The sequence below is a fragment of the Parazoarcus communis genome, from assembly GCF_003111665.1.
Classification (GTDB): domain Bacteria; phylum Pseudomonadota; class Gammaproteobacteria; order Burkholderiales; family Rhodocyclaceae; genus Parazoarcus; species Parazoarcus communis_B.
Genome location: NZ_CP022188.1, coordinates 116,457 through 141,755, shown reverse-complemented (window position 1 = coordinate 141,755; position 25,299 = coordinate 116,457). Strand labels below are relative to the sequence as shown.

25 protein-coding genes and 1 pseudogene are annotated in these 25,299 nt (G+C 62.4%); 14 read left to right on the top strand and 12 right to left on the bottom strand.

Annotation, left to right across the window (positions count from 1 at the left end; genetic code table 11):
* Window positions 1-2 precede the first annotated feature (2 nt).
* Window positions 3-833 (top strand): carbon-nitrogen hydrolase family protein, encoded by an 831-nt coding sequence (locus CEW87_RS00635; protein ID WP_108971096.1) that lies wholly within the window; start codon window positions 3-5, stop codon window positions 831-833.
* A 78-nt stretch (window positions 834-911) separates the two neighbouring features.
* A complete protein-coding gene (tldD, locus tag CEW87_RS00630) occupies window positions 912-2,354 on the top strand; it encodes a metalloprotease TldD (protein WP_420094125.1) in 1,443 nt (480 codons plus the stop codon).
* Between the two features lie 7 nt (window positions 2,355-2,361).
* Here the strand turns inward: tldD and CEW87_RS00625 are convergent.
* Window positions 2,362-3,324: pseudogene (locus CEW87_RS00625) on the bottom strand (sigma-54 interaction domain-containing protein); the annotation flags it as partial.
* A gap of 438 nt (window positions 3,325-3,762) precedes the next feature.
* Here CEW87_RS00625 and CEW87_RS00620 point away from each other — a divergent pair.
* Window positions 3,763-4,395, top strand: coding sequence for a bactofilin family protein (locus CEW87_RS00620; protein WP_108971094.1), 633 nt, complete (start codon window positions 3,763-3,765; stop codon window positions 4,393-4,395).
* Window positions 4,396-4,418: 23 nt separating this feature from the next.
* Here the strand turns inward: CEW87_RS00620 and CEW87_RS00615 are convergent, their stop codons facing one another.
* Window positions 4,419-5,072: a lytic transglycosylase domain-containing protein gene (locus tag CEW87_RS00615; RefSeq protein ID WP_108949211.1), complete on the bottom strand. Its 654-nt coding sequence runs from the start codon at window positions 5,070-5,072 to the stop codon at window positions 4,419-4,421.
* A gap of 19 nt (window positions 5,073-5,091) precedes the next feature.
* A complete protein-coding gene (locus tag CEW87_RS00610; protein ID WP_108971093.1) occupies window positions 5,092-6,837 on the bottom strand; it encodes a proline--tRNA ligase in 1,746 nt (581 codons plus the stop codon).
* Window positions 6,838-7,008: 171 nt separating this feature from the next.
* On the opposite strand from CEW87_RS00610, the gene CEW87_RS00605 reads away from it, so the two are divergent.
* The 3 genes from CEW87_RS00605 (at window position 7,009) to coq7 (ending at window position 8,771) form a co-directional block, all read left to right on the top strand.
* Window positions 7,009-7,536, top strand: a complete 528-nt coding sequence (locus CEW87_RS00605) for an RNA pyrophosphohydrolase (RefSeq protein WP_108949209.1) — start codon at window positions 7,009-7,011, stop codon at window positions 7,534-7,536.
* A 64-nt stretch (window positions 7,537-7,600) separates the two neighbouring features.
* Complete coding sequence (locus tag CEW87_RS00600) at window positions 7,601-8,104, top strand: CNP1-like family protein (RefSeq protein WP_234421628.1); 504 nt, start codon at window positions 7,601-7,603, stop codon at window positions 8,102-8,104.
* Between the two features lie 46 nt (window positions 8,105-8,150).
* Window positions 8,151-8,771: a 2-polyprenyl-3-methyl-6-methoxy-1,4-benzoquinone monooxygenase gene (coq7, locus tag CEW87_RS00595; RefSeq protein ID WP_108971091.1), complete on the top strand. Its 621-nt coding sequence runs from the start codon at window positions 8,151-8,153 to the stop codon at window positions 8,769-8,771.
* Window positions 8,772-8,804: 33 nt separating this feature from the next.
* Here coq7 and CEW87_RS00590 read toward each other — a convergent pair whose 3' ends face one another.
* Entirely contained in the window at window positions 8,805-9,224 is a 420-nt protein-coding gene (locus tag CEW87_RS00590; protein ID WP_108971090.1) for an OsmC family protein, read from the bottom strand.
* Between the two features lie 554 nt (window positions 9,225-9,778).
* Between CEW87_RS00590 and rplM the strand changes: the two genes are divergently transcribed.
* The 3 genes from rplM to erpA all read left to right on the top strand — a co-directional run bounded on the left by rplM (window position 9,779) and on the right by erpA (window position 11,305).
* Window positions 9,779-10,207, top strand: coding sequence for a 50S ribosomal protein L13 (gene rplM / locus CEW87_RS00585; RefSeq protein WP_108949205.1), 429 nt, complete (start codon window positions 9,779-9,781; stop codon window positions 10,205-10,207).
* Window positions 10,208-10,218: 11 nt separating this feature from the next.
* Window positions 10,219-10,611, top strand: coding sequence for a 30S ribosomal protein S9 (gene rpsI, locus CEW87_RS00580; RefSeq protein ID WP_108949204.1), 393 nt, complete (start codon window positions 10,219-10,221; stop codon window positions 10,609-10,611).
* A gap of 343 nt (window positions 10,612-10,954) precedes the next feature.
* Complete coding sequence (erpA, locus tag CEW87_RS00575) at window positions 10,955-11,305, top strand: iron-sulfur cluster insertion protein ErpA (protein ID WP_108949203.1); 351 nt, start codon at window positions 10,955-10,957, stop codon at window positions 11,303-11,305.
* A gap of 70 nt (window positions 11,306-11,375) precedes the next feature.
* Here erpA and CEW87_RS00570 read toward each other — a convergent pair whose 3' ends face one another.
* The gene (locus tag CEW87_RS00570; RefSeq protein ID WP_108971089.1) at window positions 11,376-12,704 is read right to left on the bottom strand and encodes a M23 family metallopeptidase; all 1,329 of its coding nucleotides are present in this window, start codon (window positions 12,702-12,704) and stop codon (window positions 11,376-11,378) included.
* Window positions 12,705-12,783: 79 nt separating this feature from the next.
* Between CEW87_RS00570 and tyrS the strand changes: the two genes are divergently transcribed.
* Together tyrS and murI are read left to right on the top strand one after the other, a co-directional pair.
* A complete protein-coding gene (gene tyrS / locus CEW87_RS00565) occupies window positions 12,784-13,980 on the top strand; it encodes a tyrosine--tRNA ligase (protein ID WP_108971088.1) in 1,197 nt (398 codons plus the stop codon).
* Between the two features lie 43 nt (window positions 13,981-14,023).
* Complete coding sequence (murI, locus tag CEW87_RS00560; protein ID WP_108971087.1) at window positions 14,024-14,833, top strand: glutamate racemase; 810 nt, start codon at window positions 14,024-14,026, stop codon at window positions 14,831-14,833.
* 6 nt (window positions 14,834-14,839) lie between these two features.
* On the opposite strand, the gene CEW87_RS00555 is transcribed toward murI, so the two are convergent.
* Genes CEW87_RS00555 through CEW87_RS00545 form a run of 3 tightly spaced genes read right to left on the bottom strand, consistent with a single transcriptional unit; the run spans window position 14,840 to window position 16,962 of the window.
* Window positions 14,840-15,697, bottom strand: a complete 858-nt coding sequence (locus CEW87_RS00555) for a sulfurtransferase (protein WP_108971086.1) — start codon at window positions 15,695-15,697, stop codon at window positions 14,840-14,842.
* The gene (locus CEW87_RS00550) at window positions 15,694-16,056 is read right to left on the bottom strand and encodes an STAS/SEC14 domain-containing protein (RefSeq protein ID WP_108949199.1); all 363 of its coding nucleotides are present in this window, start codon (window positions 16,054-16,056) and stop codon (window positions 15,694-15,696) included. Before CEW87_RS00550 ends, CEW87_RS00555 begins: the two co-directional genes overlap by 4 nt.
* Before the next feature lie 57 nt (window positions 16,057-16,113).
* The gene (locus tag CEW87_RS00545) at window positions 16,114-16,962 is read right to left on the bottom strand and encodes a DMT family transporter (protein WP_108971085.1); all 849 of its coding nucleotides are present in this window, start codon (window positions 16,960-16,962) and stop codon (window positions 16,114-16,116) included.
* A gap of 140 nt (window positions 16,963-17,102) precedes the next feature.
* Here CEW87_RS00545 and glpK point away from each other — a divergent pair, with 140 nt between their 5' ends.
* Both glpK and CEW87_RS00535 read left to right on the top strand, forming a co-directional pair.
* Window positions 17,103-18,593, top strand: a complete 1,491-nt coding sequence (gene glpK, locus CEW87_RS00540; RefSeq protein WP_108971084.1) for a glycerol kinase GlpK — start codon at window positions 17,103-17,105, stop codon at window positions 18,591-18,593.
* A complete protein-coding gene (locus tag CEW87_RS00535) occupies window positions 18,590-20,158 on the top strand; it encodes a glycerol-3-phosphate dehydrogenase/oxidase (RefSeq protein WP_108971083.1) in 1,569 nt (522 codons plus the stop codon). Before glpK ends, CEW87_RS00535 begins: the two co-directional genes overlap by 4 nt.
* 39 nt (window positions 20,159-20,197) lie before the next feature.
* Here the strand turns inward: CEW87_RS00535 and CEW87_RS00530 are convergent, their stop codons facing one another.
* Both CEW87_RS00530 and CEW87_RS00525 read right to left on the bottom strand, forming a co-directional pair.
* Window positions 20,198-21,520 carry an ATP-binding protein gene (locus CEW87_RS00530; protein ID WP_108971082.1) on the bottom strand — a complete coding sequence of 441 codons (1,323 nt, stop codon included), beginning with the start codon at window positions 21,518-21,520 and terminating at the stop codon, window positions 20,198-20,200.
* Complete coding sequence (locus CEW87_RS00525; RefSeq protein WP_108971081.1) at window positions 21,517-22,281, bottom strand: response regulator; 765 nt, start codon at window positions 22,279-22,281, stop codon at window positions 21,517-21,519. Before CEW87_RS00525 ends, CEW87_RS00530 begins: the two co-directional genes overlap by 4 nt.
* 207 nt (window positions 22,282-22,488) lie before the next feature.
* On the opposite strand from CEW87_RS00525, the gene CEW87_RS00520 reads away from it, so the two are divergent.
* A complete protein-coding gene (locus CEW87_RS00520) occupies window positions 22,489-23,031 on the top strand; it encodes a Spy/CpxP family protein refolding chaperone (protein ID WP_108971080.1) in 543 nt (180 codons plus the stop codon).
* A 125-nt stretch (window positions 23,032-23,156) separates the two neighbouring features.
* Here CEW87_RS00520 and aceA read toward each other — a convergent pair whose 3' ends face one another.
* Both aceA and rraA read right to left on the bottom strand, forming a co-directional pair.
* Window positions 23,157-24,458, bottom strand: a complete 1,302-nt coding sequence (gene aceA / locus CEW87_RS00515) for an isocitrate lyase (protein ID WP_108971079.1) — start codon at window positions 24,456-24,458, stop codon at window positions 23,157-23,159.
* Window positions 24,459-24,779: 321 nt separating this feature from the next.
* Window positions 24,780-25,259 (bottom strand): ribonuclease E activity regulator RraA, encoded by a 480-nt coding sequence (gene rraA / locus CEW87_RS00510; RefSeq protein WP_108971078.1) that lies wholly within the window; start codon window positions 25,257-25,259, stop codon window positions 24,780-24,782.
* Between the last annotated feature and the right edge of the window lie 40 nt (window positions 25,260-25,299).

Genomic DNA, 25,299 nt, shown 5'->3' with positions numbered 1-25,299 from the left:
TGATGTCCGAAGCTGATGCGCCCCTGTCCGGAACCGTAAGAATTGCTGCGATCCAGACCGTGTCAGGCCCGGACGTCGAGGCCAATCTGGCGGCAGTCGAAAGTCTGATCGCCAGGGCCGCTGCGGATGGCGCACGCCTTGTCGCGCTCCCGGAATACTTCCCCCTGATGTCGACCGACGAAATGGCCAAGGTCAGGGCGCGCGAGTCCGAGGGCAGCGGGCCGATACAGGATTTCCTGAGCGCGGCAGCAAAGCGTCACCGCGTGTGGCTGGTGGGTGGCACGCTGCCGCTGGTCGCGGAGGCCGACAACAAGGTGCGCAACAGCACGCTGGTGTTCGACGACCGCGGCGAACGACGCGCCCGCTACGACAAGATTCACCTGTTCGGTTTTCAGCGCGGTGCCGAGCGCTACGACGAGTCGGTTACCATTGAGCCGGGACAGACGGTGAGCACTTTCGACTCGCCTGTGGGCCGGACTGGGCTGTCGGTGTGTTACGACCTGCGTTTTCCGGAGCTGTTCCGGGCCATGGGGGTGGTGAATCTCATCATCCTGCCGGCGGCCTTCACTTACACGACGGGTCGTGCGCACTGGGAAGTCCTGCTGCGTGCCCGCGCGATCGAGAATCAGTGCTACGTCATGGCGCCCGCACAGGGCGGCGAGCACCCTGGTGGCAGGGTGACCTGGGGGCATACGATGATCGTCGATCCCTGGGGCGAAGTGATGAATGTGCTCGAAACCGGGCCCGGCGTGGTGACGGCGGATGTGGACTTTGAGCGTCTTGCCTCGCTGCGTGACAGCCTGCCGGCCCTGCGCCACCGCTGTCTCGGTTAACCTGCGGCCCTTGCCTGAGTGGCAGAATGATCGAATTCGCGCGAGCCGGGTCAAAGCGGTAGCGCCTAAACTGGATACATGATGAGCAAGAACCCCCTGAAAATTGCCGACAAATACCTGCTCTCGCCCTATGGGCTGGGAGAGGCCGAGCTGGAAAAGGTGTTCCGCAAGCTGATGCGGCATCAGATCGATTACGCCGACCTGTATTTTCAGTATCAGCGCTCCGAGGCCTGGAGTCTGGAGGAGGGCATCGTCAAGTCCGGCAGCTTCGACATCGAACAGGGCGTCGGTGTGCGTGCCATCAGTGGCGAGAAGACGGCCTTTGCCTATTCGGACGATATCTCGCTGGACGCGCTTGTCGGTGCCGCGACCGCAACCCGTGCGATCGCCGACGTCGGTGATCGGCGCAAGGCAGTGATCACGCCTTACAAGACGCGCAGCCGCCTGTATCGTGCGGATGATCCGCTCGATTCGCTCGACGACACCGCCAAGGTGAAGCTGCTGGAGCGGCTGGAGAGCTTTGCCCGCGCCGAAGATCCGCGCGTTACCCAGGTCATGGCACACATCGCCGGCTCCTGGGAGGTCGTGCTGGTGGCGCGCAACGATGGCCATATGGCCGCTGATGTGCGTCCGCTGGTGCGGGTGTCGATCACGGTGATCATGGAGTCCAACGGCCGGCGCGAGCAGGGCAGTGCCGGCGGCGGCGGACGTTACGATTACGGCTATTTCTGCGACGAACGCCTTCAGGACTACGCCAGGGCTGCAGTGCATCAGGCCAGTGTCAACATCGATGCCGACCCGGCGCCGGCCGGTACCATGCCGGTCGTGCTCGGCCCCGGCTGGCCGGGCATCCTGCTGCACGAGGCAATCGGTCACGGGCTGGAGGGCGACTTCAACCGCAAGGGCAGTTCGGCGTTTGCCGGACGCATCGGCCAGCAGGTTGCAGCACGTGGCGTCACGGTGGTCGATGACGGCACCATCCCGGATCGTCGCGGTTCCCTGAGCATCGACGACGAAGGCAATCCGACCGAAAACACCGTGCTGATCGAGGATGGCATTCTCACCGGCTACATGCAGGATACGATGAACGCCCGCCTGATGGGCATGGCGCCGACCGGCAACGGTCGTCGTGAGTCCTACGCCCACCTGCCGCTGCCGCGCATGACCAATACCTACATGCTCAATGGCGACAAGGACCCGGCCGAGATCATCAAGTCGGTCAAGAAGGGGCTGTACGCCGTGAATTTCGGCGGCGGACAGGTCGACATCACGTCGGGCAAGTTCGTGTTTTCGACCGCCGAAGCCTATCTGATCGAGAACGGCAAGGTGACGCGTCCGGTGAAGGGCGCAACCCTGATCGGCAACGGCCCCGATGTACTGACCCGTGTGAGCATGATCGGCAACGACATGGCACTCGATCCCGGTGTTGGTACCTGTGGCAAGGACGGCCAGAGCGTGCCAGTTGGCGTCGGTCAGCCCACCCTGCGTATTGACGGGCTCACCGTCGGCGGCACCGCCTGAGCGACGCTTAGCCCGGCGCGCCTGGCGCTGAGTGGCACTTGCTGCGAAAGCGCTCCGGGTCCAGCTCGTGGCGCTGTAGCAGGCGGTAGAACTCGGTGCGATTGCGCTCGGCCAGTCTGGCCGCGTCGGACACGTTGCCGCCGGTCAGGGACAGCAGCTGGGTCAGGTAGTCCCGTTCGAAGCGTGCTTTCGCTTCGGCATAGCTCAGGCGCGTGCACGAGCTTCCGTGCAGCGCGCGCTCAACCTGGGCGAGTGAAATCTGTGTGCCGGTACTGAGGGCGCACACCTGCTCGATCACGTTCTGCAACTCACGGATGTTTCCCGGCCAGTCGGCCAGGCACAAGGCCTGCAGTGCCCGCGCCGAGAATCCGCGCAGACGCTTGCTGTCGCGCCGGGCAATGTCCTCCAGGAAGTGTGTGGCGAGCAGGGGAATGTCCTCGCGCCGTTCATCGAGCGAGGGCAGATGGAGGCCGACGACCTTGATCCGGTAATAGAGATCCTCCCGAAAGCGTCCCTCTGCCCGCGCGCTGCGCAGGTCGCAATGCGTGGCTGACAGAATGCGCACGTCGACCGGCCGACTGTGCATGGCGCCGACGGCCCGCACTGATCGCTCCTGCAGCACCCGCAGCAACTTGGTCTGCAGCGTCAGCGGCATGTCTCCGATCTCATCGAGCAGCAAGGTGCCCCCATTGGCGGCTTCGAACAGACCTGGATGGGCGTTGATGGCGCCGCTGAATGCGCCGCGGACATGACCGAATAGTTCGGATTCGAGCAGATGCTCGGGAATGGCACTGCAGTTGATCGCGATGAAGGGGGCGGCTGCGCGCGGACTGGACTGGTGGATGAAGCGTGCCAGCAGCTCCTTGCCACTGCCACTCTCTCCCTGAATCAGCACGCTCGCATCGGTATTGGCAAGCATCCGCGCTTCATCCAGCAAAGTCTGCATGCGCTCGCTGCGGCTGATGATGGCCGGTCCGGCGCTGCTGCCGGTCACGCGTGTGGCCGGCTGCGGCAGATGCGCGCGACGGCTTGGGCGGTCGGAAGACGGTTGGAGGAGCATTGGGTGATGGTGTCGTCTATGCTTGAATGGTAAAGCGCAATGAACCGAGTGTAGGCGGGGCGAGCGGCTGCCTCCGGTAAGCAAGTGCAAGATGATGTTTCAATGCCGGGGCGTCGCCGTTTCACGACATCGGGAAGTGCATTTGCAGCAAGCCATTCGGCCTTTGGTGAAGTTTTCTGTCGCCTGATAGCGACACATTTCGATGTGTTGCCCGGGTGGTCGGAGCGGTTCCGCACGCCGCCAGTCTTCAGGTTATTGTCGTGTAAGGCTTTTTCCTGTCGGGTACGGTGCTTGCAATACGCTGCCTTGATGCTCCATTCCGGAGCGTCGCCTCAATCAGGAGATGCCATGTTCAACAAGCCCAGCATGTTCCCCAAATCATCCGAACCCGCTGTAGGTCGCAGTTCGAGGCCTGTCGGCAGTACTTCGCCGGCGCTCACGACGAGCACGACGTCTTCCGGCACGAGCACATCGCCGAGTACGGTGTCGCCTGCACCCGACAGTGTGTCGAAGCCTGTGGATCAGGGCGTAAACCGGGCCGATGGGGGCGCAAGCGCGGCGGAGGCGACGGGCAGTGGCAGCCGTTTGATCGTCGGTCCTGACGTCAAGCTCAAGGGCGCCGAGATTCTCGATTGCGATACGCTGGTGGTCGAGGGCCGCGTCGAGGCAACGATGGACAGCCGGGTGATCCGCATCGCCGAAGCGGGCGCCTTCAGTGGCAAGGTCGGAATCGACATCGCCGAGATTCATGGCGTGTTCGACGGTGAGCTGACCGCTCGCGAGCAGTTGTTCATTCATTCCACCGGCCGTGTCAGTGGCAAGATCCGCTATGGCCGGATCCTGATCGAAGAAGGCGGTGAAGTGTCGGGCGATGTTCAGCCGCTTGCAGCCGCAGCGAAATCCGAGCAGCGCCCGCAGGACAAGCCTTCAAGCTCGACCTCGAGTCCCGAGGTGAAGTCGCTGACGGCCGTGGCTGGCTGACTGCGCGCCGTCGGGCGCGGTACTCAGTTGGGCTTTACCGCGCCTTCGCCGGCCGCAAGGCGTGTGGGTGTCCACGACCAGTGGCGCTCCCAGGCCGTGCGCACCAGGTTGGGGTAGGTCGGTTTGCCCAGGCTGCCGTTGTACCGCCCCAGTGCGCGGTAGAGGTCGCCTTTCTCGATGTCGAGGTAGTGGCGAAGAATGGTGCAGCCGTAGCGCAGGTTCGTGCGCAGGTGGAACAGGTTGTCATCTTCGCGCCCGATGACCTTCAGCCAGAACGGCATGACCTGCATGAATCCTCTCGCACCTGCAGACGAGATCGCGTATTTGCGGAAGTTGCTTTCGACCTGAATCAGGCCGAGCACCATCTGCGGGTCGAGTCCCGCTCGCGTCGCCTCGTAATGAATCGAAGTGAGCAGCTCGGTGCGGTAGTTCTCGTCGGGGATGCGTTTTTCCAGCCTGCGCGACATGTCGCTCAGCCAGCGGGCGCGTTCGCCTGCGTCGCCGATCGGCAGGGTGGGCGGGGCGGCGTCACTGACCGCTTCATGCAGGGCTGCGCGCACGCTCGCCGCGAGCGGTTCGTACTGCTGCGCGCCTGCAAACGCCTGGCTCGCAGCAAGCGACAGCAGCACAGCCCCCAGCAGGCGGCGCGTGTTCCGGAACGGGCGGGGGGCTGTCATGAGCTAGGGGCTGGCCGGTTCAGGCGCGCAGCTGAGCGATGACGTGGGCGGCGATGTCTGCAGGCGCGAGCTTGTGTTGCTCGCCATCGCGGCGGGTCTGGTACTCGACCATGCCTTCCTTCAGCCCGCGGTCGCCGATCGTGACCCGGTGCGGAACACCGATCAGCTCCCAGTCTGCAAACATGACGCCCGGGCGCTCGTCGCGATCGTCGAGGATGACGTCGATGCCGGCATTCTTCAGCGTCTCGTAGAGCCTGGTCGCTTCGTCGCGCACGAGTTCGGACTTGCCCCAGCCGACGCCACAGATCACCACCTCGAACGGCGCGATTGCCGCCGGCCAGATGATTCCGCGCTCATCGTGGTTTTGCTCGATGGCAGCACCGACAATGCGGGTCACCCCGATGCCGTAGCAGCCCATCTCGAAGTGCTTCGGCTTGCCGTCGATATCGAGGAAGCTCGCATTCATGGCCTTCGAATACTTGTTGCCGAGATAGAACACATGGCCCACCTCGATGCCGCGCTGGATGGCGAGCACGCCCTTGCCATCGGGTGAGGGGTCGCCCTCGACCACGTTGCGGATGTCGGCAACGAAATCGGGCTCGGGCAGGTCGCGCCCCCAGTTGACGCCGGTGTAGTGGAAGTCTTCCTCGTTGGCACCGCAGATGAAGTCGGCCATGTTGGCAACGCTGCGGTCGGCAACAATGCGGACGGGCTTCCTGAGCCCGATCGGGCCCAGGTAGCCGGGCTTGCAGCCGAAGTGCTCGATGATTTCGGCCTCGGTCGCAAAGCGGAAATCGCTCCCCAGTCCTTCGATCTTGCCGGCCTTCACTTCGTTCAGCGAGTGGTCTCCGCGAACCAGCAGCAGCCACACGGTGGTCTTGACGACCTCGCCCTTGTCGTCGGTTTCATCGCTTGCCAGCACGAGCGACTTGACCGTCGTGTCGAGCCCAACCTGAAGGAGGTCGGCGACATCGGCGCAGGTCGCCTTGCCCGGGGTCGGTGTCTTCTCGAGTGCGCCCCGCGCTTCGCCGCGAACAGCCTGCAGGGCCAGCGCCTCGGCGAGTTCGATATTGGCTGCGTAGTCGGAGTCAGGGCAATAGACGATGGCGTCTTCGCCGGTATCGGCAATTACCTGGAATTCGTGCGAACGGTCACCGCCGATGGCACCGGTGTCGGCCGCAACGGCACGATACTCGAGGCCGATGCGGTCGAAGATGCGGCAGTACGTCGCGTACATGTTGTCGTAACTGCGGCCGGCTGCTTCCGCATCGCGGTCGAAGGAGTAGGCGTCCTTCATCACGAATTCGCGCCCACGCATCACGCCGAAGCGGGGACGGCGCTCGTCGCGGAACTTGGTCTGGATCTGGTAGAAGTTCTTCGGCAACTGACGATAGCTCTTCAGTTCCTGGCGGGCGATGTCGGTCACCACCTCTTCAGAAGTCGGCTGCATGGCGAAGTCACGATCGTGACGGTCCTTGAAGCGCAGCATTTCCGGGCCCATCTTGTCCCAGCGCCCTGTCTCCTGCCACAACTCGGCAGGCTGCACGATCGGCATCACCACTTCCATTGCCCCTGCGCGATCGAGTTCGTCGCGGATGATGGCCTCGACCTTGCGAATCGAACGCAGGCCCATCGGCATGTAGTTGTAGATGCCCGCGGCGACCTTGCGGATCATGCCTGCGCGCAGCATCAGCTTCTGGCTGACGACTTCGGCGTCTGAAGGGGCTTCCTTGAGGGTGAACAGATGAAACTGGCTGGCGCGCATGGGAATTTCGTCGGATTGTAGTGTCGAATCTGCGAATTCTAGCGTATGCCGGCACCGGGGTGCGGAGGTCCCGCCAAGTCGATTGCCGGGAACGACGGATGGGGCGTGCTTTCAAAGTGGTCGCAAGTGTGGAAAAATCCGTGTCAACTAAGCCAAATTGAAGGTTTGATCATGCTCGATCGTGAAGGCTATCGCCCGAACGTCGGCATCATCCTGGTCAACACGCGTAATGAGGTGTTTTGGGGTAAGCGCATTCGTGAGCACTCGTGGCAGTTCCCGCAAGGTGGCATCAAGCACGGCGAAACGCCGGAGCAGGCCATGTACCGGGAATTGTTCGAGGAGGTCGGTTTGCGCCCGGAGCACGTCAAGATCCTCGGCCGCACACGCGGCTGGTTGCGCTATGACGTTCCCAAGCACTGGATAAAGCGGGAATGGCGCAACACCTATCGTGGACAGAAACAGATCTGGTTTCTGTTGCGACTGGTTGGGCGTGATACGGATGTATGCCTGCGCGCCAGTACTCACCCGGAGTTCGATGCCTGGCGTTGGAATGACTTCTGGGTTCCGCTCGATGCTGTCATCGAGTTCAAGCGCCAAGTGTACCAACTGGCGCTGACGGAACTGTCCAGAGTGTTGTTTCGCGCCCGCTCTTTCGAACTGCCCGATGCCTACCGGCTTGACGAAGGGCCTTCCGCCTGAGACGGGGGGCGTTCGTTCATCTTGCAGATATGGGGCCACTGGCCTCGTATCGGGAGCTATTGTCTTGAATCTCCGTAATGTGCGTCGCATGCTGTTCGGGCTGGTGGCGCCCGCGCTGTTATCTGCGCTGGCCTCGTCTAACGTGTTTGCGCAGGAGTCGTTCGAAGACCGCGTCGCCAACTGGAAGGAAGGTGATGTGGCCATGCCGGCTGCGCCTGCCGAAGCCAGCCTGCATGAGTTCTTTGTAAGTGCGTCGTCGCCGAACCGTTTCATGTTCGACCGCGACACGCTCACCGTCGGTGCCGATCAGGTCGTGCGCTATGTGCTGGTGATTCGCACCCCGGGTGGTGCCGAGAATGTCACGTTCGAGGGGATCCGCTGTAATACGAACGAGCGCCGGATTTATGCCAGCCGCAGCAGTCGCGGTGAGTGGGTGCCGGTCAAGGGCAGCGAATGGGCTCCGATCCTCGACAATACCTACAACCGTCCTCGTGCCGCGCTGGCCTACGAACTGTTCTGCGACGGACCGGCCCCCCGCGAAGTGTCGATGAAGTGCTGCGCCGCCTGAAATCCGGCTACGGGACGGTGGCGAGTCCGATGCAGGGAGGCAGGTAATGCTCGATCAGGCCATCATTCATTTCGACAAGGCGCTGCGGACGGTCTTCGCGCCGGCAATGACCGTCAGGCCGGTGCCGGGCAATGATCTGCCCGATGCGCCGCTTGACGAAGACGAGAAGCGTCATGCTGCCGCGCTGATGCGCGTCAATCACTGTGGGGAGATCTGTGCGCAGGCTCTTTACCAGGGGCAGGCACTGATGTCCAAGGACGAGTCGATCCGAAAGGCGCTTGAACAGGCGTCTCAGGAAGAGACCGAGCACCTTGCCTGGACTGAGCAGCGTATCGCCGAACTCGGCGGACGCAAGAGTCTGCTCAACCCCCTTTGGTATGGCAGCTCGCTTGCTGTCGGCATGCTGGCGGGTCGCTTTGGCGATCGCTGGAATCTCGGCTTCCTGGCGGAGACCGAGCGCCAGGTCGAGTCGCACCTCCATGGGCATCTGGAGCGCCTTCCCACTGAAGATCGCAAATCACGCGCGATTGTCGAGCAGATGAAGGCGGATGAGATCAGTCACGCCAATACAGCGGTCCGGCTCGGCGCCAACGAGCTTCCAGCGCCCGTCAAGGGCTTGATGAAGCTGTTTTCGCGGGTGATGACCGAAACGGTCTACCGCGTTTGAGAGGAGGGCGCGTGGCGCCCTCCATGCGTCGAATCATTCTGCTTCGACGATCGTCCATTCGTGCGTGATCTCGGCGGTCTTGCCGAGCATGATCGATGCCGAGCAGTACTTTTCTGCCGAAAGGTGGATTGCGCGCTCGACGCTTTCGGGCTTCAGGTTCTTGCCGGTCACCGTGTAATGAAAGCGGATGCGGGTAAAGACCTTGGGGTCGGTATCGGCACGATCGGCTTCCAGTCGGACAGAGCAGTCGCGAATGTCCTGACGGCCGCGCTTGAGAATCAGCACGACGTCAAAAGCCGTGCATCCGCCCGCGCCGGCAAGCATCAATTCCATTGGCCGTGCTGCAAGGTTGCGACCGCCGGCATCGGGGGCGCCGTCCATGTTGATCAAATGGCCGCTGCCGGTCTCGGCTCGGAAGCTCATGCCATCGACCCATTTGATGGTGCATTCCATTGTGGGTGTTCTCCGTTGGGGTTGAGTGTTCTGCTGGGGTGCAAAGACTGCAGGATTCTACCGAAGTGCCGCACTAAGGCAGAGGGGCTTTGTTTGGATTGATTGTGCGATGCACAATGATGGTGGTCTTCTGCTTATTCAGTTCGACTGCGGTGTGACGGAAATTTTCGTTTATTAGGGTAGAAATTGAGTAAATACAGCATGTTGTATTTGTATAGAGAACGCTTATATATCAATCAAAACAATTGTAGTGCAATGCACAAATAGTGCTTGCCCGTGCATACGACTTTATGGATAATTCACCTCAGTCGGATCGGAAACGTGTTGCGAACAGCAGCCAACGATCCAAATCAGTGTCTCCTCCACCCTCCTCCTTTGGTGTGGATTTAACGCAGTCCCGCAGGGGCTGCGTTTTTTTTTCTACGCTCGGTCCTGGATGTTGTGCCGGATTTCTTTCGCGTGTTCTCATTGACATGAGGTACGGGAAGGGTCTATGATTTCGAGCTTTCCGTTTGGTGGCCGGCACGCCAGGCCTGACAAGATCGAGGTTTCAAATGAAAACGTTTTCTGCCAAGCCGCACGAAGTACAGCGCGACTGGTTCGTTGTCGACGGCACGGACAAGGTGCTTGGCCGTCTTGCTTCCGAAGTGGCCCGCCGCCTGCGTGGCAAGCACAAGTCCATCTACACGCCGCACATCGATACCGGTGACTTCATTGTCGTCGTTAACGTCGAGAAGCTGCGCGTGACCGGCAACAAGGCGCTGGACAAGAAGTATTATCGCCACTCCGGCTACCCGGGCGGTATCTACGAGACCAACTTCACCAAGCTGCAGCAACGCTTCCCCGAGCGCGTGCTGGAAAAAGCCGTGAAAGGCATGCTGCCGAAGGGTCCGCTGGGTTATGCCATGCTGAAGAAGCTGAAGTGCTATGCCGGTGCCGAGCACCCGCATGCCGCCCAGCAGCCGAAAGTTCTCGAGATCTGAAGGAGCCATAAATGGCTGTGACTTACAACTACGGTACCGGTCGCCGCAAGACCGCGGTCGCCCGTGTATTCATCAAGCCGGGCTCCGGCAACATCGTCGTCAATGGCAAGCCCGTTGATGAGTTCTTTTCCCGTGAAACCGGCCGCATGATCGTGCGTCAGCCGCTGGTGCTTACCGGCAACGAAGATCGCTTTGACATCATGGTCAACGTGGTTGGTGGCGGTGAGTCCGGTCAGGCTGGTGCCGTGCGTCACGGCATCACCCGTGCGCTGATCGATTACAGTGCCGACCTGAAGCCGGATCTGCGTACCGCAGGCCTGGTGACTCGCGATGCACGTGAAGTCGAGCGTAAGAAAGTCGGCCTGCGTAAAGCACGTCGCGCTAAGCAGTTCTCGAAGCGCTAATCGCGTTTTGTGCTGCACGAGAAGCCGTCCCTTGGGGCGGCTTTTTGCATTTCCGGGCTTTCTGGACGGAAAGTTGTCAGGGTCGTGTGCATCGAACTGAAACTGGATGGCGGTTCAGTGTGCGCGGAGCGCGCGTGCAGTGTGCTAGTGTCGGTGATCGACATCCCTGTGAAGCGGCGGCTGTGGTTGGAGATTCGGTGCATGGCCACATGTGCGCGATGCCCGCTCCAGACACGGTTTGCGTCGGCCCATCTGGGAACTTGTACGGTCGGAGATGATCCGACTTTGACGTGGGAGGGCGGATGGCGCATCATCGCCCCCTGCCCTTGACAGAGGAGAGAACATGAACGCTGAAGTTGAAACCCCGGACATCCTGGTATTTACCGATAACGCAGCCGGCAAGGTGCGCGAACTGATCGAAGAAGAAGGCAATCCTTCGCTCAAGCTTCGCGTGTTTGTCAGCGGTGGTGGTTGCTCCGGCTTCCAGTACGGTTTCACTTTCGATGAGGAAGTGAATGAGGACGACACGACGTTCGAGAAGAATGGCGTGATGCTGCTGGTCGATCCGATGAGTTACCAGTACCTTGTCGGTGCTGAAATCGATTACACGGAAGGCCTCGAAGGGTCGCAGTTTGTCATTCGCAACCCGAATGCAACCAGCACCTGCGGTTGTGGGTCTTCGTTCTCGGCCTGATTGATCTGGTCGGGATGAAACGAAAACGGGGCGCCAAGGCGCCCCGTTTTTTTCGACTGCGTACCGGCTTTCAGCGGCTTGCGACCGTTGCCTTGTAGTTGAGCAGTGCAATGCGCTGCAGCAGAGGCTCGGCATTGCGCTTGAAGCGCGCGAGCTCTTTCCCTTCCAGGGCGTCCGCGGCCGGAAGAGCGATCTTCATGGGGTCGTGTGCGACGTTGTCCACGCGCACTTCGTAGTGCAGGTGGGGGCCGGTCGCCCATCCGGTGGACCCGACAAAGCCGATGACGTCGCCCTGGTCGACTGCCATGCCCGGCTTGAGGTTGCGGTTGAAGTTGTTGAGGTGGGCGTAGGCGGTGGTGAGTTTGCCGCGGTGGCGGAGAATCACGATGTTGCCATAGCCGCCCTGCCGGCCGGCAAAGGCGACGACGCCGTCTGACGTGGCCTTGACCGGGGTGCCTCGCGGCGCGCCGAAATCTACGCCCTTGTGTGCGCGCCAGCTCTTGTGAATCGGGTGCAGGCGACGGCCGAAGCCCGATGTGACGCGGGAGAACTCAAGGGGCGAGCGCAGGAAACCTTGCCGCAGGCTGTGCCCGTCACCCGAGTAGTACTGTTCCTTGCCGTTGGCCGTGTCATGCAGCACCACGACGTGGCGCTTGCCCTGATTGATGAACTCGGCTGCAAGCACGCGGCCCGAACGGACGCTCGAGCCTTCGTCGTAGATGGTTTCGTACACCACGCTGAAGCTGTCGCCCTTGCGCAGATCGGTATGGAAGTCGATCTCGGTGCCGAAGAGGTCCACCAGCTTGCTGGCGACGCTGTCCGGAAGGCCGGCTTCATCGGTTGCACCGAAAAGCGAGTGGCGAATGGTGCCGGTGCGCATTTCGACAATCGTCTCGACCGCAGCGCTTTCTTCGCTGCGGACCTGGAAGTCCTGACCGGCCTGATCGCGTTCGATGGTGTAGCGGCCGCCGCTCAGCGGCAGGCTGATGGAAAGCACCTTGCCATCGTGGGTGACCATGGCGGTCATCGAGCGGCCTGCACGCAGCTGGCGCAGTGCCTGTGAGCCGGCCGGGTCGTTCTGGATGAAGGAGAGCGCGTCACCGTCGTCGATGCCAAGACGTCGGAAAATTGCGGGAAGCGTGTCTCCGGGCTGAACTCTGTCGTCGTGAACGTAGGGCAGGGTGTGTGCGGCAGTTACGCTGACCGGTGCGATCGCAATGTCCTCGACCACGGCGCTGGCGTTGAATGGCGCAGCGGGGGAGGTTTGCGGGACGACCGCGGTTGCTGCTACGACGCCAAGGAGCGAGATGCCAGCGACGCCTGCGACGAGCCACGGACGTTTACGGCTGAGGAGCTTGGACGGCAGTTCGGCTAGAATCGTGGTTTTTCTGACCTGCATGATTTGACCCGGGCAAAAACTTTTTCGAGTTTAACAAAGTTTTGCAGCAGGCCGGTGAACGAATGACTGGAGATACATGATGAGTGATGTGCAGGCCGCGATCGAACTGATCAAGCGCGGAGTTGACGAGTTGCTGATAGAGAGCGAACTGGTCGAGAAACTCAAGAGCGGACGGCCGTTGAGGGTGAAGGCGGGATTCGATCCGACCGCACCGGATCTGCATGTGGGGCATACCGTGCTGATCAACAAGCTGCGTCACTTTCAGGAGTTGGGCCATCAGGTGCTTTTCCTGATCGGGGACTTTACCGGGATGATCGGCGACCCCAGCGGCAAGAACAGCACGCGTCCGCCGCTTTCGCGGGAACAGATCATGGAGAACGCCAGGACCTATCAGGAGCAGGTGTTCAAGATTCTGGACCCGGAGAAGACCGAGATCTGCTTCAACTCGGCATGGATGGAAGAGCTTGGTTCGGCCGGAATGATACGTCTGGCGGCGCAGCAGACCGTCGCGCGGATGCTCGAGCGTGACGACTTTTCCAAGCGCTATGCCAACAATCAGTCGATCGCGATTCACGAGTTTCTCTACCCCCTTTGCCAGGGCTACGACTCGGTTGCAATGAAGGCGGACGTTGAGCTTGGTGGCACGGACCAGCGCTTCAATCTGCTGATGGGGCGCGAGTTGCAGAAGCATTACGGCCAGGCGCCGCAGTGCGTGGCGATGGTGCCTCTGCTCGAGGGGCTGGACGGCGTGAACAAGATGTCGAAATCGCTCGGCAACTACATCGGCATCGCCGAGGCGCCGAAGGAGATTTTCGGCAAGACGATGTCGGTGTCGGATACGCTGATGTGGCGTTACTTCGATCTGCTGTCCTTCCGTTCTACGGCCGACATTGCCGGCCTGCGACGTTCTATCGAGGAAGGGCGTAATCCGCGTGATGTGAAAGTGATGCTGGCGCAGGAACTGGTTGCCCGCTTCCATGGCCAGCAGGCCGCCGAAGAGGCGCTGAGTGACTTCGAGGCGCGCTTCCAGCGCAACGCGATCCCTGACGATCTTCCGGAGGTCAGGGTGGTCGTGGGCGAGGGTCTGCCGGTGTTCCAGGTCGTCAAGCAGGCGGGCCTGACCGGCACGACGTCCGAGGCAATGCGCATGATTGAGCAGGGTGCGGTGCGGCTCAACGGTGAGCGCGTCGAGGATAAGGGGCTGGTGCTGCTTGCCGGCGCAACCGTGGTGCTGCAGGTCGGCAAACGCAAGTTTGCTGCCGTTGTGCTCGAATGAGGGGTTCGGGCCGGGCGACTGCGTATGCTCTGACGGGGGCAACATGAGAGCCGATGCGACGAGGCCGATCGGCGTGTTCGACTCGGGGGTGGGCGGGCTGACCGTGGTGCGGGCGCTGATGGAGCGCCTGCCGCTGGAGAGCATCGTCTATTTCGGCGACACCGCCCGGGTGCCCTACGGGGTCAAGTCGGTGGCGACGATCGAACACTTCACCGGACAGATCACCGACTTTCTGCGTCAGCAGGATGTGAAGATGCTGATCGTCGCCTGCAATACGATGGCCGCGGTGGCGGCGCACGTGGTGGCCGAGCGTGCCGGCGGCATTCCCGTCATCAACGTCATCGAGGCCGGCGCGCAGGCTGCAGTCGCAGCGTCGCCCGCCGGCAGGATCGGGGTGATCGGAACGCCGACGACGATCAACAGCAATGCCTACGCGGTGAGGATGCACGCGCTCGATTCGGGGGTGCGGGTGTATTCACAAGCCTGTCCGCTTTTCGTGCCGCTGGTGGAGGAGGGCTGGCTGGAGCACCCGGTCACGCGCATGACGGCTCAGGAGTATCTGCGTCCGGTGCTCGCGGAAGAGGTGGACAGTCTTGTCCTCGGCTGCACGCACTACCCGCTGCTCAAGCCCTTGCTGCGCGATGTGGTCGGGGAGGGGGTGCGGCTGATCGATTCCGCGGTCACGACGGCCGAGCTCGCAGCCCGCTGCCTGCACGCCGAAGGGCTGGCCCATGTGGGCAAGCGGCCGGCCAGCTACCGCTACGTGGTGACCGATGTGCCCTTGCGCTTTCAGACCATCGGCGAGCGCTTTCTCGGGCGCTCGCTCGGTCTGGTTGAGCGTATCGACTGGTAGGTGTGCTCAGGTTGGTCCGGTTGCGACCGGACGTGCCGGGTCGGCGCACCATTCGCTCCACGAGCCGGCGTAAAGGCGCGAGCCGGACAGGCCTGCAGCCTCCATGGCGAGGAGATTGTGGCAGCCGGTGACACCGGAGCCACACTGATGAACGACTTCGGTAGGGTCGCGGCCGTCGAGCAGCGCTTCGAACTCCGCTCTCAGCGTCTGCGAATCCCTGAAGTAGCCCCGGGTGTCGAGGTTGTCGCCGAAGAAACGGTTGATGGCCCCGGGGATGTGGCCACCGACAGGGTCGCGGGTTTCGTTTTCACCACGGAAGCGGTCCGGACTGCGGGCATCGACCAGCAGCATGTCCGGCTGCCCGAGGTGTGCGAGCACGGTGTCGACGTCCACCCGGCAGGCCTGCAGGCACAGGGAGTATGACGGCGTCGGGTGCGCCTCCGGGATTGCAGTGCTCAGCGCCTGGGATTCGCTGCACCAGGCCTGCAGGCCGCCGTCGAGCACGGCAACACGGTGGTGTCCGAGCCAGCGCAGCATCCACCACAGGCGTGCGGCATACATGCCGCCAGCGTCGTCGTAAGCCACGACCTGGGTATGGTTGCCTACGCCGCAGGCCTCGAGGCGGGCTGCAAGGGCTGCCGGATCGGGCAGGGGGTGGCGTCCGTTGGCGCCCGTCTTGGGGCCGCTGAGATCTTCATCGAGATCCATGAAGAAAGCGCCCGGAATGTGACCGCTCGCATAGGCGTCGCGGCCGAAATTCGGGTTGGCAAGGTCGGACCGGCAGTCGAAGATGACCCAGTCCGGGTCGTGGATGCGTTCGGCCAGATCGCGCGCGCCGATCAGGGCTGAATAGGAAGCACTCACGGGGTGGCCTCTGCCGCAACGCCGAGCCAGGCGCGGGCGTCCTCATCCGAACTGAAGACCTGTACTTCGGCATCGACGAAGAGCTGGGAAATCCATGCACTCCAGGTCACCCACTGGTCGTCGGTGAGAATCGCGATGCGGCGGAAGTCATGTGCATGCTCGCGCGAGAACTTGATCTCTTCCCAGGCCAGGTCAAGCGTGAAGCCTGCCATCTCCCGCAGGTCGAACAGCAGATCCACCGTTCCGACAAACTGGATCTTGTAGTTCACCAACTCCTCGAACTCGCGATAGTCGGCCAGGGTAAATTCGCCGAATACGGTCACTGCTACCAGATTGCCTTTGTGGTCGGTGCTGATCATGACGGCCTCCGTGCTGTTGTGCTTGTGTGCCTACTATAGCCCTCGCGGCTGTCGGGCTCAATCGTCGGCCCTGCGGCGCGATGCGAAGGAAACCATGAGGCCGCTGACGATGATCAGTGCGATTGCAAGCCAGGCCGAAGGGGGATGCGTCTCGTCCCAGATCACCATGCCGAAAAGGCTGGCGAAAATGACCGTGCTGTAGCTGAGGGCGGCGGAGACGACCGTCTTGCCGAAGCGGTAGGAGCGCGTCATCGCCAACTGAGCGAGACCGCCAAACAGGCCGATGCCGAGCAAAATGGCGAACCCGCCCGCATCGGGGCGATGCAGTTCGCCTGTCAGGGCCCAGACTGCGCCGAGCACGGTGGTCACGCAGGAAAACCAGAATACCGTGCGGATCTCGGGCTCTCCGGCCTTGCCCAGTTCACGCACGCTGATGTAAGCCAGGCTGGAAATCACGCCGGCGCCCAAACCCGTGATCGCGCCAAGCCATTGTCCTGGTTGCAGGGTGGGGCGGAGCAGCAGGACGACGCCCGCGAAGCCTGCCAGCAGGGCGAGTGCGACCGGCAGCCGGAGTCGTTCGCCGAAAAGCAGGATCAGCAGGAGGGCGACGAACATCGGGGACGTGTAGCTCAGGGTGGCCGCGGTTGCCAGCGGCAGGACGCCGATGGTGAAGAAATAGCACATCAGCGCGAGCGAGCCCGATAGGCTGCGTGACAACTGCATGCGCCAGTGCGGGGTGCTGAGTGCGATGTGGGTCATGCGCGAGGCAATGGTCATCATTACGATGTTCACCGCCCCGCGGTAGAAAACCAGCTCTCCGGTGGAGAACTGGGCGGCGCCCAGCTTTACGCAAACGCCCATGCAGGCGAATAGGAAGCTGGCGATGATCATCCAGATGGCGGGCATGGCCTCGATGCTGCGTTGCAATGTATGAGGGGCGCATTGAACCATATCTGCGCGCGCAGACGGAGACGGATTGCGCCGGGCTCTGGTCAGTTCGGCCCTGAGGGGCTACGCTTTGTCTGAATTCTGCCCGGGAGTCGCCAATGGCACATGTTCTTGCCCTGGATCAGGGAACGACCAGTTCGCGCGCGATGGTCTTCGATGCGGATGGACGGGTGTGCGGTCATGCCCAGCGTGAGTTTGCCCAGCATTTTCCGCAGCCGGGGTGGGTTGAGCACGATGCGCATGAGATCCTGCAATCCCAGTTCGACTGCGCGCGCGCGGCGCTCGAGAGCGCGAAACTGACGGCCAGCGAGATTGCTGCGATCGGGATCGCGAATCAGCGCGAAACCACAGTGCTGTGGTCACGCCGCGACGGGCGGGCAATCGCGCCGGCCATCGTGTGGCAGGACAGGCGCACGGCCGATCGCTGCGAGACGCTGCGCGCGCGCGGCTGGAGCGAGGATGTTCGCGCCCGCACCGGACTTGAGCTCGATCCCTATTTTTCAGCGACCAAACTGGCCTGGCTCCTGGATCATGTGCCGGGCGCCCGCGAGCGGGCCGAGCGCGGCGAACTCGCGTTCGGAACCATCGACAGCTGGCTGATCTGGCATCTCACCGGCGGACGGCTGCATCTGACCGATCCGGGCAATGCGGCACGCACCCTGTTGTTCGACATCCATTCCCGGACCTGGGACGAGAGTCTTCTTGAAGGTTTTGGGATTCCGGCCTCGGTGTTGCCACGTGTCGTTGACAGTATCGGTGTGTGCGGCGAGACCGACCCCGATGTGTTCGGCGCGTCGATCCCGATTGCCGGGATCGGCGGCGACCAGCAGGCCGCGACATTCGGCCAGTGCTGCTTCTCGCCGGGCATGGCCAAGAATACCTATGGCACGGGCTGTTTCCTGTTGATGAACACGGGTACCGAGGCAGTGGTTTCCACCCATCGCCTGCTGACCACGATTGGCTGGTCGGGTGACGGGCCGCCGGTCTATGCGCTTGAGGGCAGCGTGTTCATGGGGGGCGCCATCGTGCAATGGCTGCGCGACTCGCTTGGCCTGATCAAGGCCTCCGCGGATATCGAAGCATTGGCGGGGAGTGTGCCGGACAGCGGAGGTGTCGTCATGATTCCGGGGTTTACCGGTCTTGGCGCGCCCTACTGGGATCCGAACGCCCGTGGCACCCTGCTCGGGCTCACACGTGGAACGGGTGCTGCGCATGTGGCGCGCGCTGCACTCGAAGCGATCGCGATGCAGACACTGGATCTGGTCGAAGCGATGCAGCTCGACGGTGCGAGCCCGTTGCGCGAGCTGAGGGTGGATGGTGGTGCGGCTGCCAACAATTTGTTGATGCAGATGCAGGCCGACCTCCTGGGGGTGCCGGTCGTGCGCCCGAAAATGCTCGAGACCACGACGCTGGGCGCGGCCTATCTCGCCGGACTTGGTGTGGGCGTATGGCCCGACACGGATGCGCTTACCCGGCAGTGGCAGGTCGACCGGGTGTTCGAGCCAAGCCTTGCAGAGGATCGGCGGCTCGCACGACGCACCGCATGGGCGCGCGGCATTGCATGCGTCCGCAGTTGGGGCCATTCATGACGGGTGCGGCGAAGAGCGGTCTGGCTGAGCGTGCGCGACAGGCCTTGCTGGTCCGTCTGTCAGAGCCCAGGGTGTGGGACGTGGTCGTGATTGGTGGCGGGGCAACCGGGCTTGGCTGCGCAGTGGACGCTGCTGCGCGCGGATACGCCGTGCTGGTCGTGGATGCCGAGGACTTTGCCAAGGGCACGAGTTCGCGGGCGACCAAGCTGATTCACGGCGGAGTGCGCTATCTCGCTCAGGGCAATCTGCCGCTGGTGCGGGAGGCTTTGGCCGAACGCGCCCGTCTGCTCGAGAACGCACCCCATCTGGTCCATCCTCTGCGCTTTGTCGTGCCTGCATACCGCCTGCACGACAAACCGATGCTCGCGGCCGGGCTCGGCCTGTACGACCTGCTGGCCGGGCGCCGTGGCATTGCCCGCAGCAAGGTGCTGAACGTCGACGATACGCTTGCCGCGCTGGCTACCGTAAAGCGTGAAGGTTTGCGCGGCGGAATCGCCTACTGGGACGCGCAGTTCGACGACGCGCGGCTGGCGCTGACCCTGGCGCGCACCGTGTGCGATTTCGGTGGTCTGGCAGTGAACTACTGTGCGGCGACGGGGCTCGCGATCGAAGGTGGCAAGGTCTGCGGGGTCGATCTGCGCGATGCGGAGACAGGGCAGGCATATCGCGTTGGCGCCAAGGTGGTGATCAATGCATCCGGGGTGTGGGCCGACAGCGTGCGCCGTCTGGCGCGGGCCGACGCCCATGACATGCTCAGCCCCAGTCAGGGCGTTCATCTGGTGGTGGGGCGCGAGTTCCTTCCCGGCGAGAATGCTCTGCTTGTGCCGCATACCGACGACGGGCGCGTGCTGTTCATGATTCCCTGGCAGGGAAAAGTCTTGCTGGGTACGACCGACTCTCCGCGCAGCGATCTGCCGCTTGAGCCGAGGCCCTTGCCGGGCGAGATCGACTTCATTCTTGAGACGGCGGCACGCTATCTTGAGCGCCCTCCATCCCGCGCGGATGTGTGCGCGGTCTTCGTCGGGCTGAGACCGCTCATCGGAGGCGGAGCCGATTCCCCCACGCGACAGTTGTCGCGCGAGCACCTTGTGGACGTCTCGGCCGAGGGGTTGGTCAGCGTCACTGGCGGCAAATGGACGACTTATCGTGTGATGGCCGAGGATGCAATCGATGCGGCACAACCCGTTGGCGGGCTGCCGCCGCGTTCTGCAGCGACTGCACGTCTGCGTTTGCATGGTGCGCCAGAAAAGAGTGATGGCGATGTCTATGGGCTCGATCGCAAGGAAGTGCTGCGCCTGCCCGGCGCAGAGAATGTCGTTGCAGAAGGGCTGACGCTGACTGAAGCCGAGGTGCGATATGCTGCCCGCGCCGAATTTGCGCGCACGGTTGAGGATGTCCTTGCTCGTCGCCATCGGGCGCTGTTCTTCGATGCGGCAGCGGCCGTGCGTGCTGCGCCGGCGGTCGCAGCAATCCTGGCCGAGGAACGTGGGAAGGCGCCGGACTGGGCTGCGGCAGAAGTCGATCGCTTCAGGGTGCTGGCTGCGCAGTATCAGGTCGAGCCGTGACGCCGTTTGCGAAGTGCGCACGGCGGCCTGGCTTCACCGTCAGGCACGCGCCTCGGGCAGCGTAACCGTCGCCTCCAGCCCGCCTTCCGGGTGGTTGGCAAGGCTCACCTCCCCGTGCTGGGTGCGCAGCAGGTTGCGCGCAATGGCGAGGCCCAGCCCAGTGCCTCCGGTTTCGCGGTTGCGTGAGGATTCCGTGCGGTAGAAGGGTTCGAAGACCTTGTCGAGTTCGGCCTCTTCCAGTCCGGGGCCGTGATCGCGGATGCGGATCTCGACGTGATCGGGCTGCCCGGTCAGCGTGACATCGACCTGTCCGCCGAACTTCACGCCGTTCTCGATCAGATTCCACAGTGCGCGCCGCAGCGCCGTGACCTGTCCGTTGAAGGGGCGGTGGGCACGGCCTGCCAGCGTGACCGTCCACCCCATGTCCTGAGCATCGTCGCGCAGCGCTTCGAGCAGGCGGGTCAGGTCGATTGGCTGTCTGTCCTTGCTGCCCTCCATGCTGCGTGCGTAGTCCAGTCCTTCCTTGATCAGGCTCTGCATCGCATCGAGATCGGACTGCACCTTTTCGCGCAAGGCATCGTCATCAACCATCTCGGCGCGCAGACGCAGTCGCGTGATCGGGGTTTGCAGATCGTGTGAGATCGCGGCCAGGATGCGGGTGCGCTCACGTACGTGTTCGACAATGCGCTGCTGCATCTGGTTGAAAGCCGCGGCCGCACTGGCCACTTCCGTTGGTCCGCGAACGTCCATGGGCGCGCGTTCGGGGTCCTCGCCGAGCGCGCGCGCTGCGTCTGCCATGCGCGACAGCGGTCGGGTTGCAATACGGACGCTGAACCAGGTGAGGAGGCTGACCCCTACGATCAGTGCGAGCAGGGCAGAGATCAGCTGTCCGGGCGGTGGGGCACGCAAGTCGGGCGCGAACGGAATGCCGGGCATACGGATGCTGAGCGGAGAACCATCGCTCAGGCGCATCGAAATGAACAGGGATGGGCGCCCTTCGTGTCCGTGTCTGCTGGCAAAGAGTGCGACTTCGCGCTCAGGCATGGCTTCCTTGAGGGCAGGGAGGAGCGGATGTTCGACCGGCAGCGGGGGCAGGTCGTCCGGCAAGGCGCGCAGGCTCAGTCGCAGACGTCTGCGGCCAAGTTGATCCACCCAGCGCTCGCGCTCGTTCTCGGGCATGCGGTCGAGGACATCGGCGGTGGCGGCAACTTCCTGTGCAATGCCATGGAACAGTGCATTGCGGCCGACCCGGTCGCGCTCGCCGACAAACAGGATGAAGCTCACCGCAAGCACCAGCGTGATACCGGCGAGCCAGATCAGCATCAGGCGCGAGAAGAGGCTTCTGGGCCAGGGCAGTTTCATTGCGGCGCTTTCCCGCTGCCGCCCGGTGTGACTTCGCAGGCCAGCACGTAACCTTCGTTGCGCACCGTCTTTATGATTGCGGGCTCTCGTGCATTGTCGCCGAGGCGTTGGCGCAGGCGGCTGATCAGGAGGTCGATGGAGCGGTCGAACACTTCGGCCTCGCGCCCCTGGGTGAACTCCATCAGCTGGTCGCGTGACAGCACGCGCTGGGGGTGGGCGAGAAAGACGCCGAGCATGCGATATTCGGCGCCAGACAATGCAACCACCGTGCCGTCCTCATCCACCAGGTGACGATTCACGGTATCGAGCCGCCAGTGGGCGAAGTGTAGTTCGCGTGCGTTGGCAGATGGCGTGACTTCGAGGTTGGGTGGCAACGCGCGTGCGCGGCGGAGAATGGCCCGGATGCGTGCATAGAGCTCACGCGGCACAAAGGGCTTGGGCAGATAGTCGTCCGCGCCCATCTCAAGCCCGAGGATGCGGTCCATATCCTCTCCGCGCGCAGTGAGCATCAGGATCGGGGTGGCCGCATTCGGCCCGTTCCCGGCGCGCAGGTTGCGGCACAGGGTGAGCCCGTCTTCGCCGGGCATCATCACGTCGAGCACGATCAGGTCGATCCTGTGGCTTTCGAGGGCGGCCTTCATCTCGCGCCCGTCAGCAGCCGTCGTGCAGCGCAGGCCCTGCTTCTCAAGGTAGTCTGCGAGCAGTCCGCGGATATCACGGTCGTCGTCAACAATCAGGATATGGTCTTGCTGGTTTGACATTCACGTTCTCCTCAGCCCGAATCTTAAGCTGCCGCGCCAACATTCTTGTATCCCAGCGTATCAAGTGCGCCCTCTGAGACATCAGCGTGCAATTCGGCCCGATCCGGACACTTGCCACTTACATCGTGGTGGTCAAATGAATCCGTCGCCCAATGACAGGAATTCAATGGGCGGGAGATCAACCGAAAAATACCGAGGAGCATCATCATGAAAACCTGGATCAAGACTTCAATCGCCGCAGCAATCATCGCCACCTCTGCAATTGGCGCTTCGGCCATTGCGCGTGGAGGTGACTGCGATGGCATGGGCATGAGTGACGGCAGGCAGGGCATGCAGCAGATGAGTCCTGAAAAGATGAAGGCGCGGATGGCGCAGCGTGGTGAAGTCCAGGCCGCCAAGCTTGAACTGGCGCTGGCGTTGACACCCGCTCAGAAGCCGGCATGGGATGAGTTCAAGGCTGTGCTGAAGGATCGCGGCGAGCGCATGGCGTCGCACATGATGGCCCGCAACGCGGAGGATCGCCCGGTGACCGTCCTTGATCGCATGGCGAAAATGGAGGAAATGAGCAAACTGCGTCAAACCGAGATGGCCGAGATGCGCAAGGCAGTGGAAGTCTTCTATGCGCAGTTGTCCGATGCGCAGAAAACGGTCTTCGATGCCGAGTTTGATCGTATGGGCGGTCGTCACGGCGGCGGGCACCACAAGATGGGATCGGGCAAGCAAGACGGCAAGGGCACCGGCCGTAACTGAACATCGACGGGCTTGAGTGAAGCCCGTGGATATAAATGAAAAAACCGCCCGGTGCAGACGCATCGGGCGGTTTTCTTGCGATTGAAACCGGGGGGCGGCGAAACCAGCCCCCGAAATCGTTCGACTTAGTGGAACTGCTCTTCTTCGGTGGAACCCGTCAGAGCGGTTACGCTGGACTTGCCGCCCTGGATGACGGTGGTCACTTCGTCGAAGTAGCCGGTGCCGACTTCCTGCTGGTGCGACACGAAGGTGTAACCACGCTCGCGAGCAGCGAATTCCGGTTCCTGCACCTTCTCGACGTAAGCCGACATGCCGCGTGCGACGTAGTCCTGGGCGAGGTCGAACATGTTGTACCACATGTTGTGAATACCAGCCAAAGTGATGAACTGGTACTTGTAGCCCATGGCGCCGAGTTCGCGCTGGAACTTGGCGATGGTGGCATCGTCCAGGTTCTTCTTCCAGTTGAAGGACGGCGAGCAGTTGTAGGCCAGCATCTTGCCCGGGTGGACCTTATGCACGGCTTCAGCGAACTTGCGGGCAAATTCCAGATCCGGCGTGCCCGTCTCGCACCACACCAGGTCGGCGTAGTGAGCGTAGGCGATGGCGCGGGAGATGGCCTGGTCAAGACCCTTCTTGGTCTTGTAGAAGCCTTCAGCAGTGCGCTCACCGGTCAGGAAGGGCTTGTCGTTCTCGTCGTAGTCGGACGTCAGCAGGTCGGCTGCTTCAGCATCGGTACGGGCGATCACCAGCGTCGGCACGCCATAGACGTCGGCAGCCATACGGGCAGCGATCAGCTTCTGCACGGCTTCCTGGGTCGGGACCAGCACCTTGCCACCCATGTGGCCGCACTTCTTCACGGAAGCCAGCTGGTCTTCCCAGTGCACGCCGGCAGCGCCGGAGCGGATCATGGCCTTCATCAGTTCGAAGGCGTTGAGCACGCCGCCGAAACCTGCTTCGGCGTCAGCCACGATCGGTGCGTGGTAGTCGATGTAGCCGGCATCGCCCGGGTTTACACCCTTGGACCACTGGATTTCATCGGCACGGGTGAAGGCGTTGTTGATGCGCTCCACGACCTTCGGCACCGAATCAACCGGGTACAGGGACTGATCCGGGTACATGGCAGCGTATTCGTTGTTGTCGGCGGCAACCTGCCAGCCGGACAGATAGATGGCCTTGATGCCGGCCTTGACCTGCTGCATGGCCTGACCACCGGTCAGCGCGCCCAGACAGTTCACGTAGGGCTCGTTGTTCACCAGGCTCCACAGCTTTTCGGCGCCGCGGCGGGCCAGGGTGTTCTCGACCTGGAAGGAACCACGCAGGCGGACGACATCAGCAGCGGAATAGCCGCGCTTGATGCCTTTCCAGCGGGGATTTTCGGCCCAGTCTTTTTCGAGGGCGGCAATTTGCTGTTCGCGAGTCAGGTTCATCATGCTTCCTTGTCTGTTTGATAAGGGGGACAACCATGGTTTGCCGGGATCAGGAGCCGGCCAACCGATCGATTTCTGCCAGCGCGTCTTCGAGGGAAAAATCAGCGCCGGTTGCCAAACAGTATAGGTTGCATTCCGCTAAGCAGCAATAGGTCTTATATAAGACATAAGAAAAAAAGTTATTTAATTAAAACAGTGGCTTGGATTTTGTATTTTGTATTGTGGAACGTGAATCAGGTTAGTGAAATGAAAAGTCGGGGATGTCCTGTTGCGGCGCACAGAACTTCCCCGACGATCGAGGGGCTGGAGATGGCCCGGCGCTCAGATCAGCGGTGTGGCGGAGACGATCACGCCGTCTTCGTCCGCATAGACATAGTGTCCGGGCGTAAAGGTGACGCCGCCGAAGGTAACCGCAAGGTCGAGCTCGCCCGTATTGCGCTTGACGGTCTTGCGTGGATGGGTGCCGAGCGCGAAAACGCCCAGATTCATCTCCCCGATGGCTTTCGAGTCACGGATGCAGCCGTAGACGAGGATGCCGGCCCAGCCGTTCTTCACGCCGAGTTCGGCCAGCTGGTCGCCGACCAGTGCGCAGCGCATTGAGCCGCCGCCGTCGACGACCAGGACACGACCGTTGCCGGCAGACTCGAGCGTCTTGCGCACAAGTGAGTTGTCCTCGAACAGCTTGAGCGTGCTGATGGCGCCACCGAAGGCGCTGCAGCCACCGAAACTGCGGAACATCGGTGCAAGCACGCTGACCTTGTCTTCGTGGGCGTCGCAAAGATCGGCTGTCTGAATAGGCATGAAAGCTCCCTGTGTGATTGATGTCGGATCGGGTTCAGTC

Excerpts from the sequence above, each read along its gene's own strand:
- erpA (WP_108949203.1), top strand. The coding sequence starts at position 10,955 with ATGAACGCTGAAGTTGAAACCCCGGACATCCTGGTATTTACCGATAAC.
- CEW87_RS00520 (WP_108971080.1), top strand. The coding sequence starts at position 22,489 with ATGAAAACCTGGATCAAGACTTCAATCGCCGCAGCAATCATCGCCACC.
- CEW87_RS00535 (WP_108971083.1), top strand. The coding sequence starts at position 18,590 with ATGACGGGTGCGGCGAAGAGCGGTCTGGCTGAGCGTGCGCGACAGGCC.
- CEW87_RS00525 (WP_108971081.1), bottom strand. The coding sequence starts at position 22,281 with ATGTCAAACCAGCAAGACCATATCCTGATTGTTGACGACGACCGTGAT.
- CEW87_RS00550 (WP_108949199.1), bottom strand. The coding sequence starts at position 16,056 with ATGATCAGCACCGACCACAAAGGCAATCTGGTAGCAGTGACCGTATTC.
- CEW87_RS00545 (WP_108971085.1), bottom strand. The coding sequence starts at position 16,962 with ATGCCCGCCATCTGGATGATCATCGCCAGCTTCCTATTCGCCTGCATG.
- tldD (WP_420094125.1), top strand. The coding sequence starts at position 912 with ATGATGAGCAAGAACCCCCTGAAAATTGCCGACAAATACCTGCTCTCG.
- rpsI (WP_108949204.1), top strand. The coding sequence starts at position 10,219 with ATGGCTGTGACTTACAACTACGGTACCGGTCGCCGCAAGACCGCGGTC.
- rplM (WP_108949205.1), top strand. The coding sequence starts at position 9,779 with ATGAAAACGTTTTCTGCCAAGCCGCACGAAGTACAGCGCGACTGGTTC.
- CEW87_RS00615 (WP_108949211.1), bottom strand. The coding sequence starts at position 5,072 with ATGACAGCCCCCCGCCCGTTCCGGAACACGCGCCGCCTGCTGGGGGCT.
- CEW87_RS00605 (WP_108949209.1), top strand. The coding sequence starts at position 7,009 with ATGCTCGATCGTGAAGGCTATCGCCCGAACGTCGGCATCATCCTGGTC.
- coq7 (WP_108971091.1), top strand. The coding sequence starts at position 8,151 with ATGCTCGATCAGGCCATCATTCATTTCGACAAGGCGCTGCGGACGGTC.
- murI (WP_108971087.1), top strand. The coding sequence starts at position 14,024 with ATGAGAGCCGATGCGACGAGGCCGATCGGCGTGTTCGACTCGGGGGTG.
- CEW87_RS00570 (WP_108971089.1), bottom strand. The coding sequence starts at position 12,704 with ATGCAGGTCAGAAAAACCACGATTCTAGCCGAACTGCCGTCCAAGCTC.
- tyrS (WP_108971088.1), top strand. The coding sequence starts at position 12,784 with ATGAGTGATGTGCAGGCCGCGATCGAACTGATCAAGCGCGGAGTTGAC.
- CEW87_RS00635 (WP_108971096.1), top strand. The coding sequence starts at position 3 with ATGTCCGAAGCTGATGCGCCCCTGTCCGGAACCGTAAGAATTGCTGCG.
- CEW87_RS00620 (WP_108971094.1), top strand. The coding sequence starts at position 3,763 with ATGTTCAACAAGCCCAGCATGTTCCCCAAATCATCCGAACCCGCTGTA.
- aceA (WP_108971079.1), bottom strand. The coding sequence starts at position 24,458 with ATGAACCTGACTCGCGAACAGCAAATTGCCGCCCTCGAAAAAGACTGG.
- glpK (WP_108971084.1), top strand. The coding sequence starts at position 17,103 with ATGGCACATGTTCTTGCCCTGGATCAGGGAACGACCAGTTCGCGCGCG.
- CEW87_RS00530 (WP_108971082.1), bottom strand. The coding sequence starts at position 21,520 with ATGAAACTGCCCTGGCCCAGAAGCCTCTTCTCGCGCCTGATGCTGATC.
- CEW87_RS00590 (WP_108971090.1), bottom strand. The coding sequence starts at position 9,224 with ATGGAATGCACCATCAAATGGGTCGATGGCATGAGCTTCCGAGCCGAG.
- CEW87_RS00610 (WP_108971093.1), bottom strand. The coding sequence starts at position 6,837 with ATGCGCGCCAGCCAGTTTCATCTGTTCACCCTCAAGGAAGCCCCTTCA.
- rraA (WP_108971078.1), bottom strand. The coding sequence starts at position 25,259 with ATGCCTATTCAGACAGCCGATCTTTGCGACGCCCACGAAGACAAGGTC.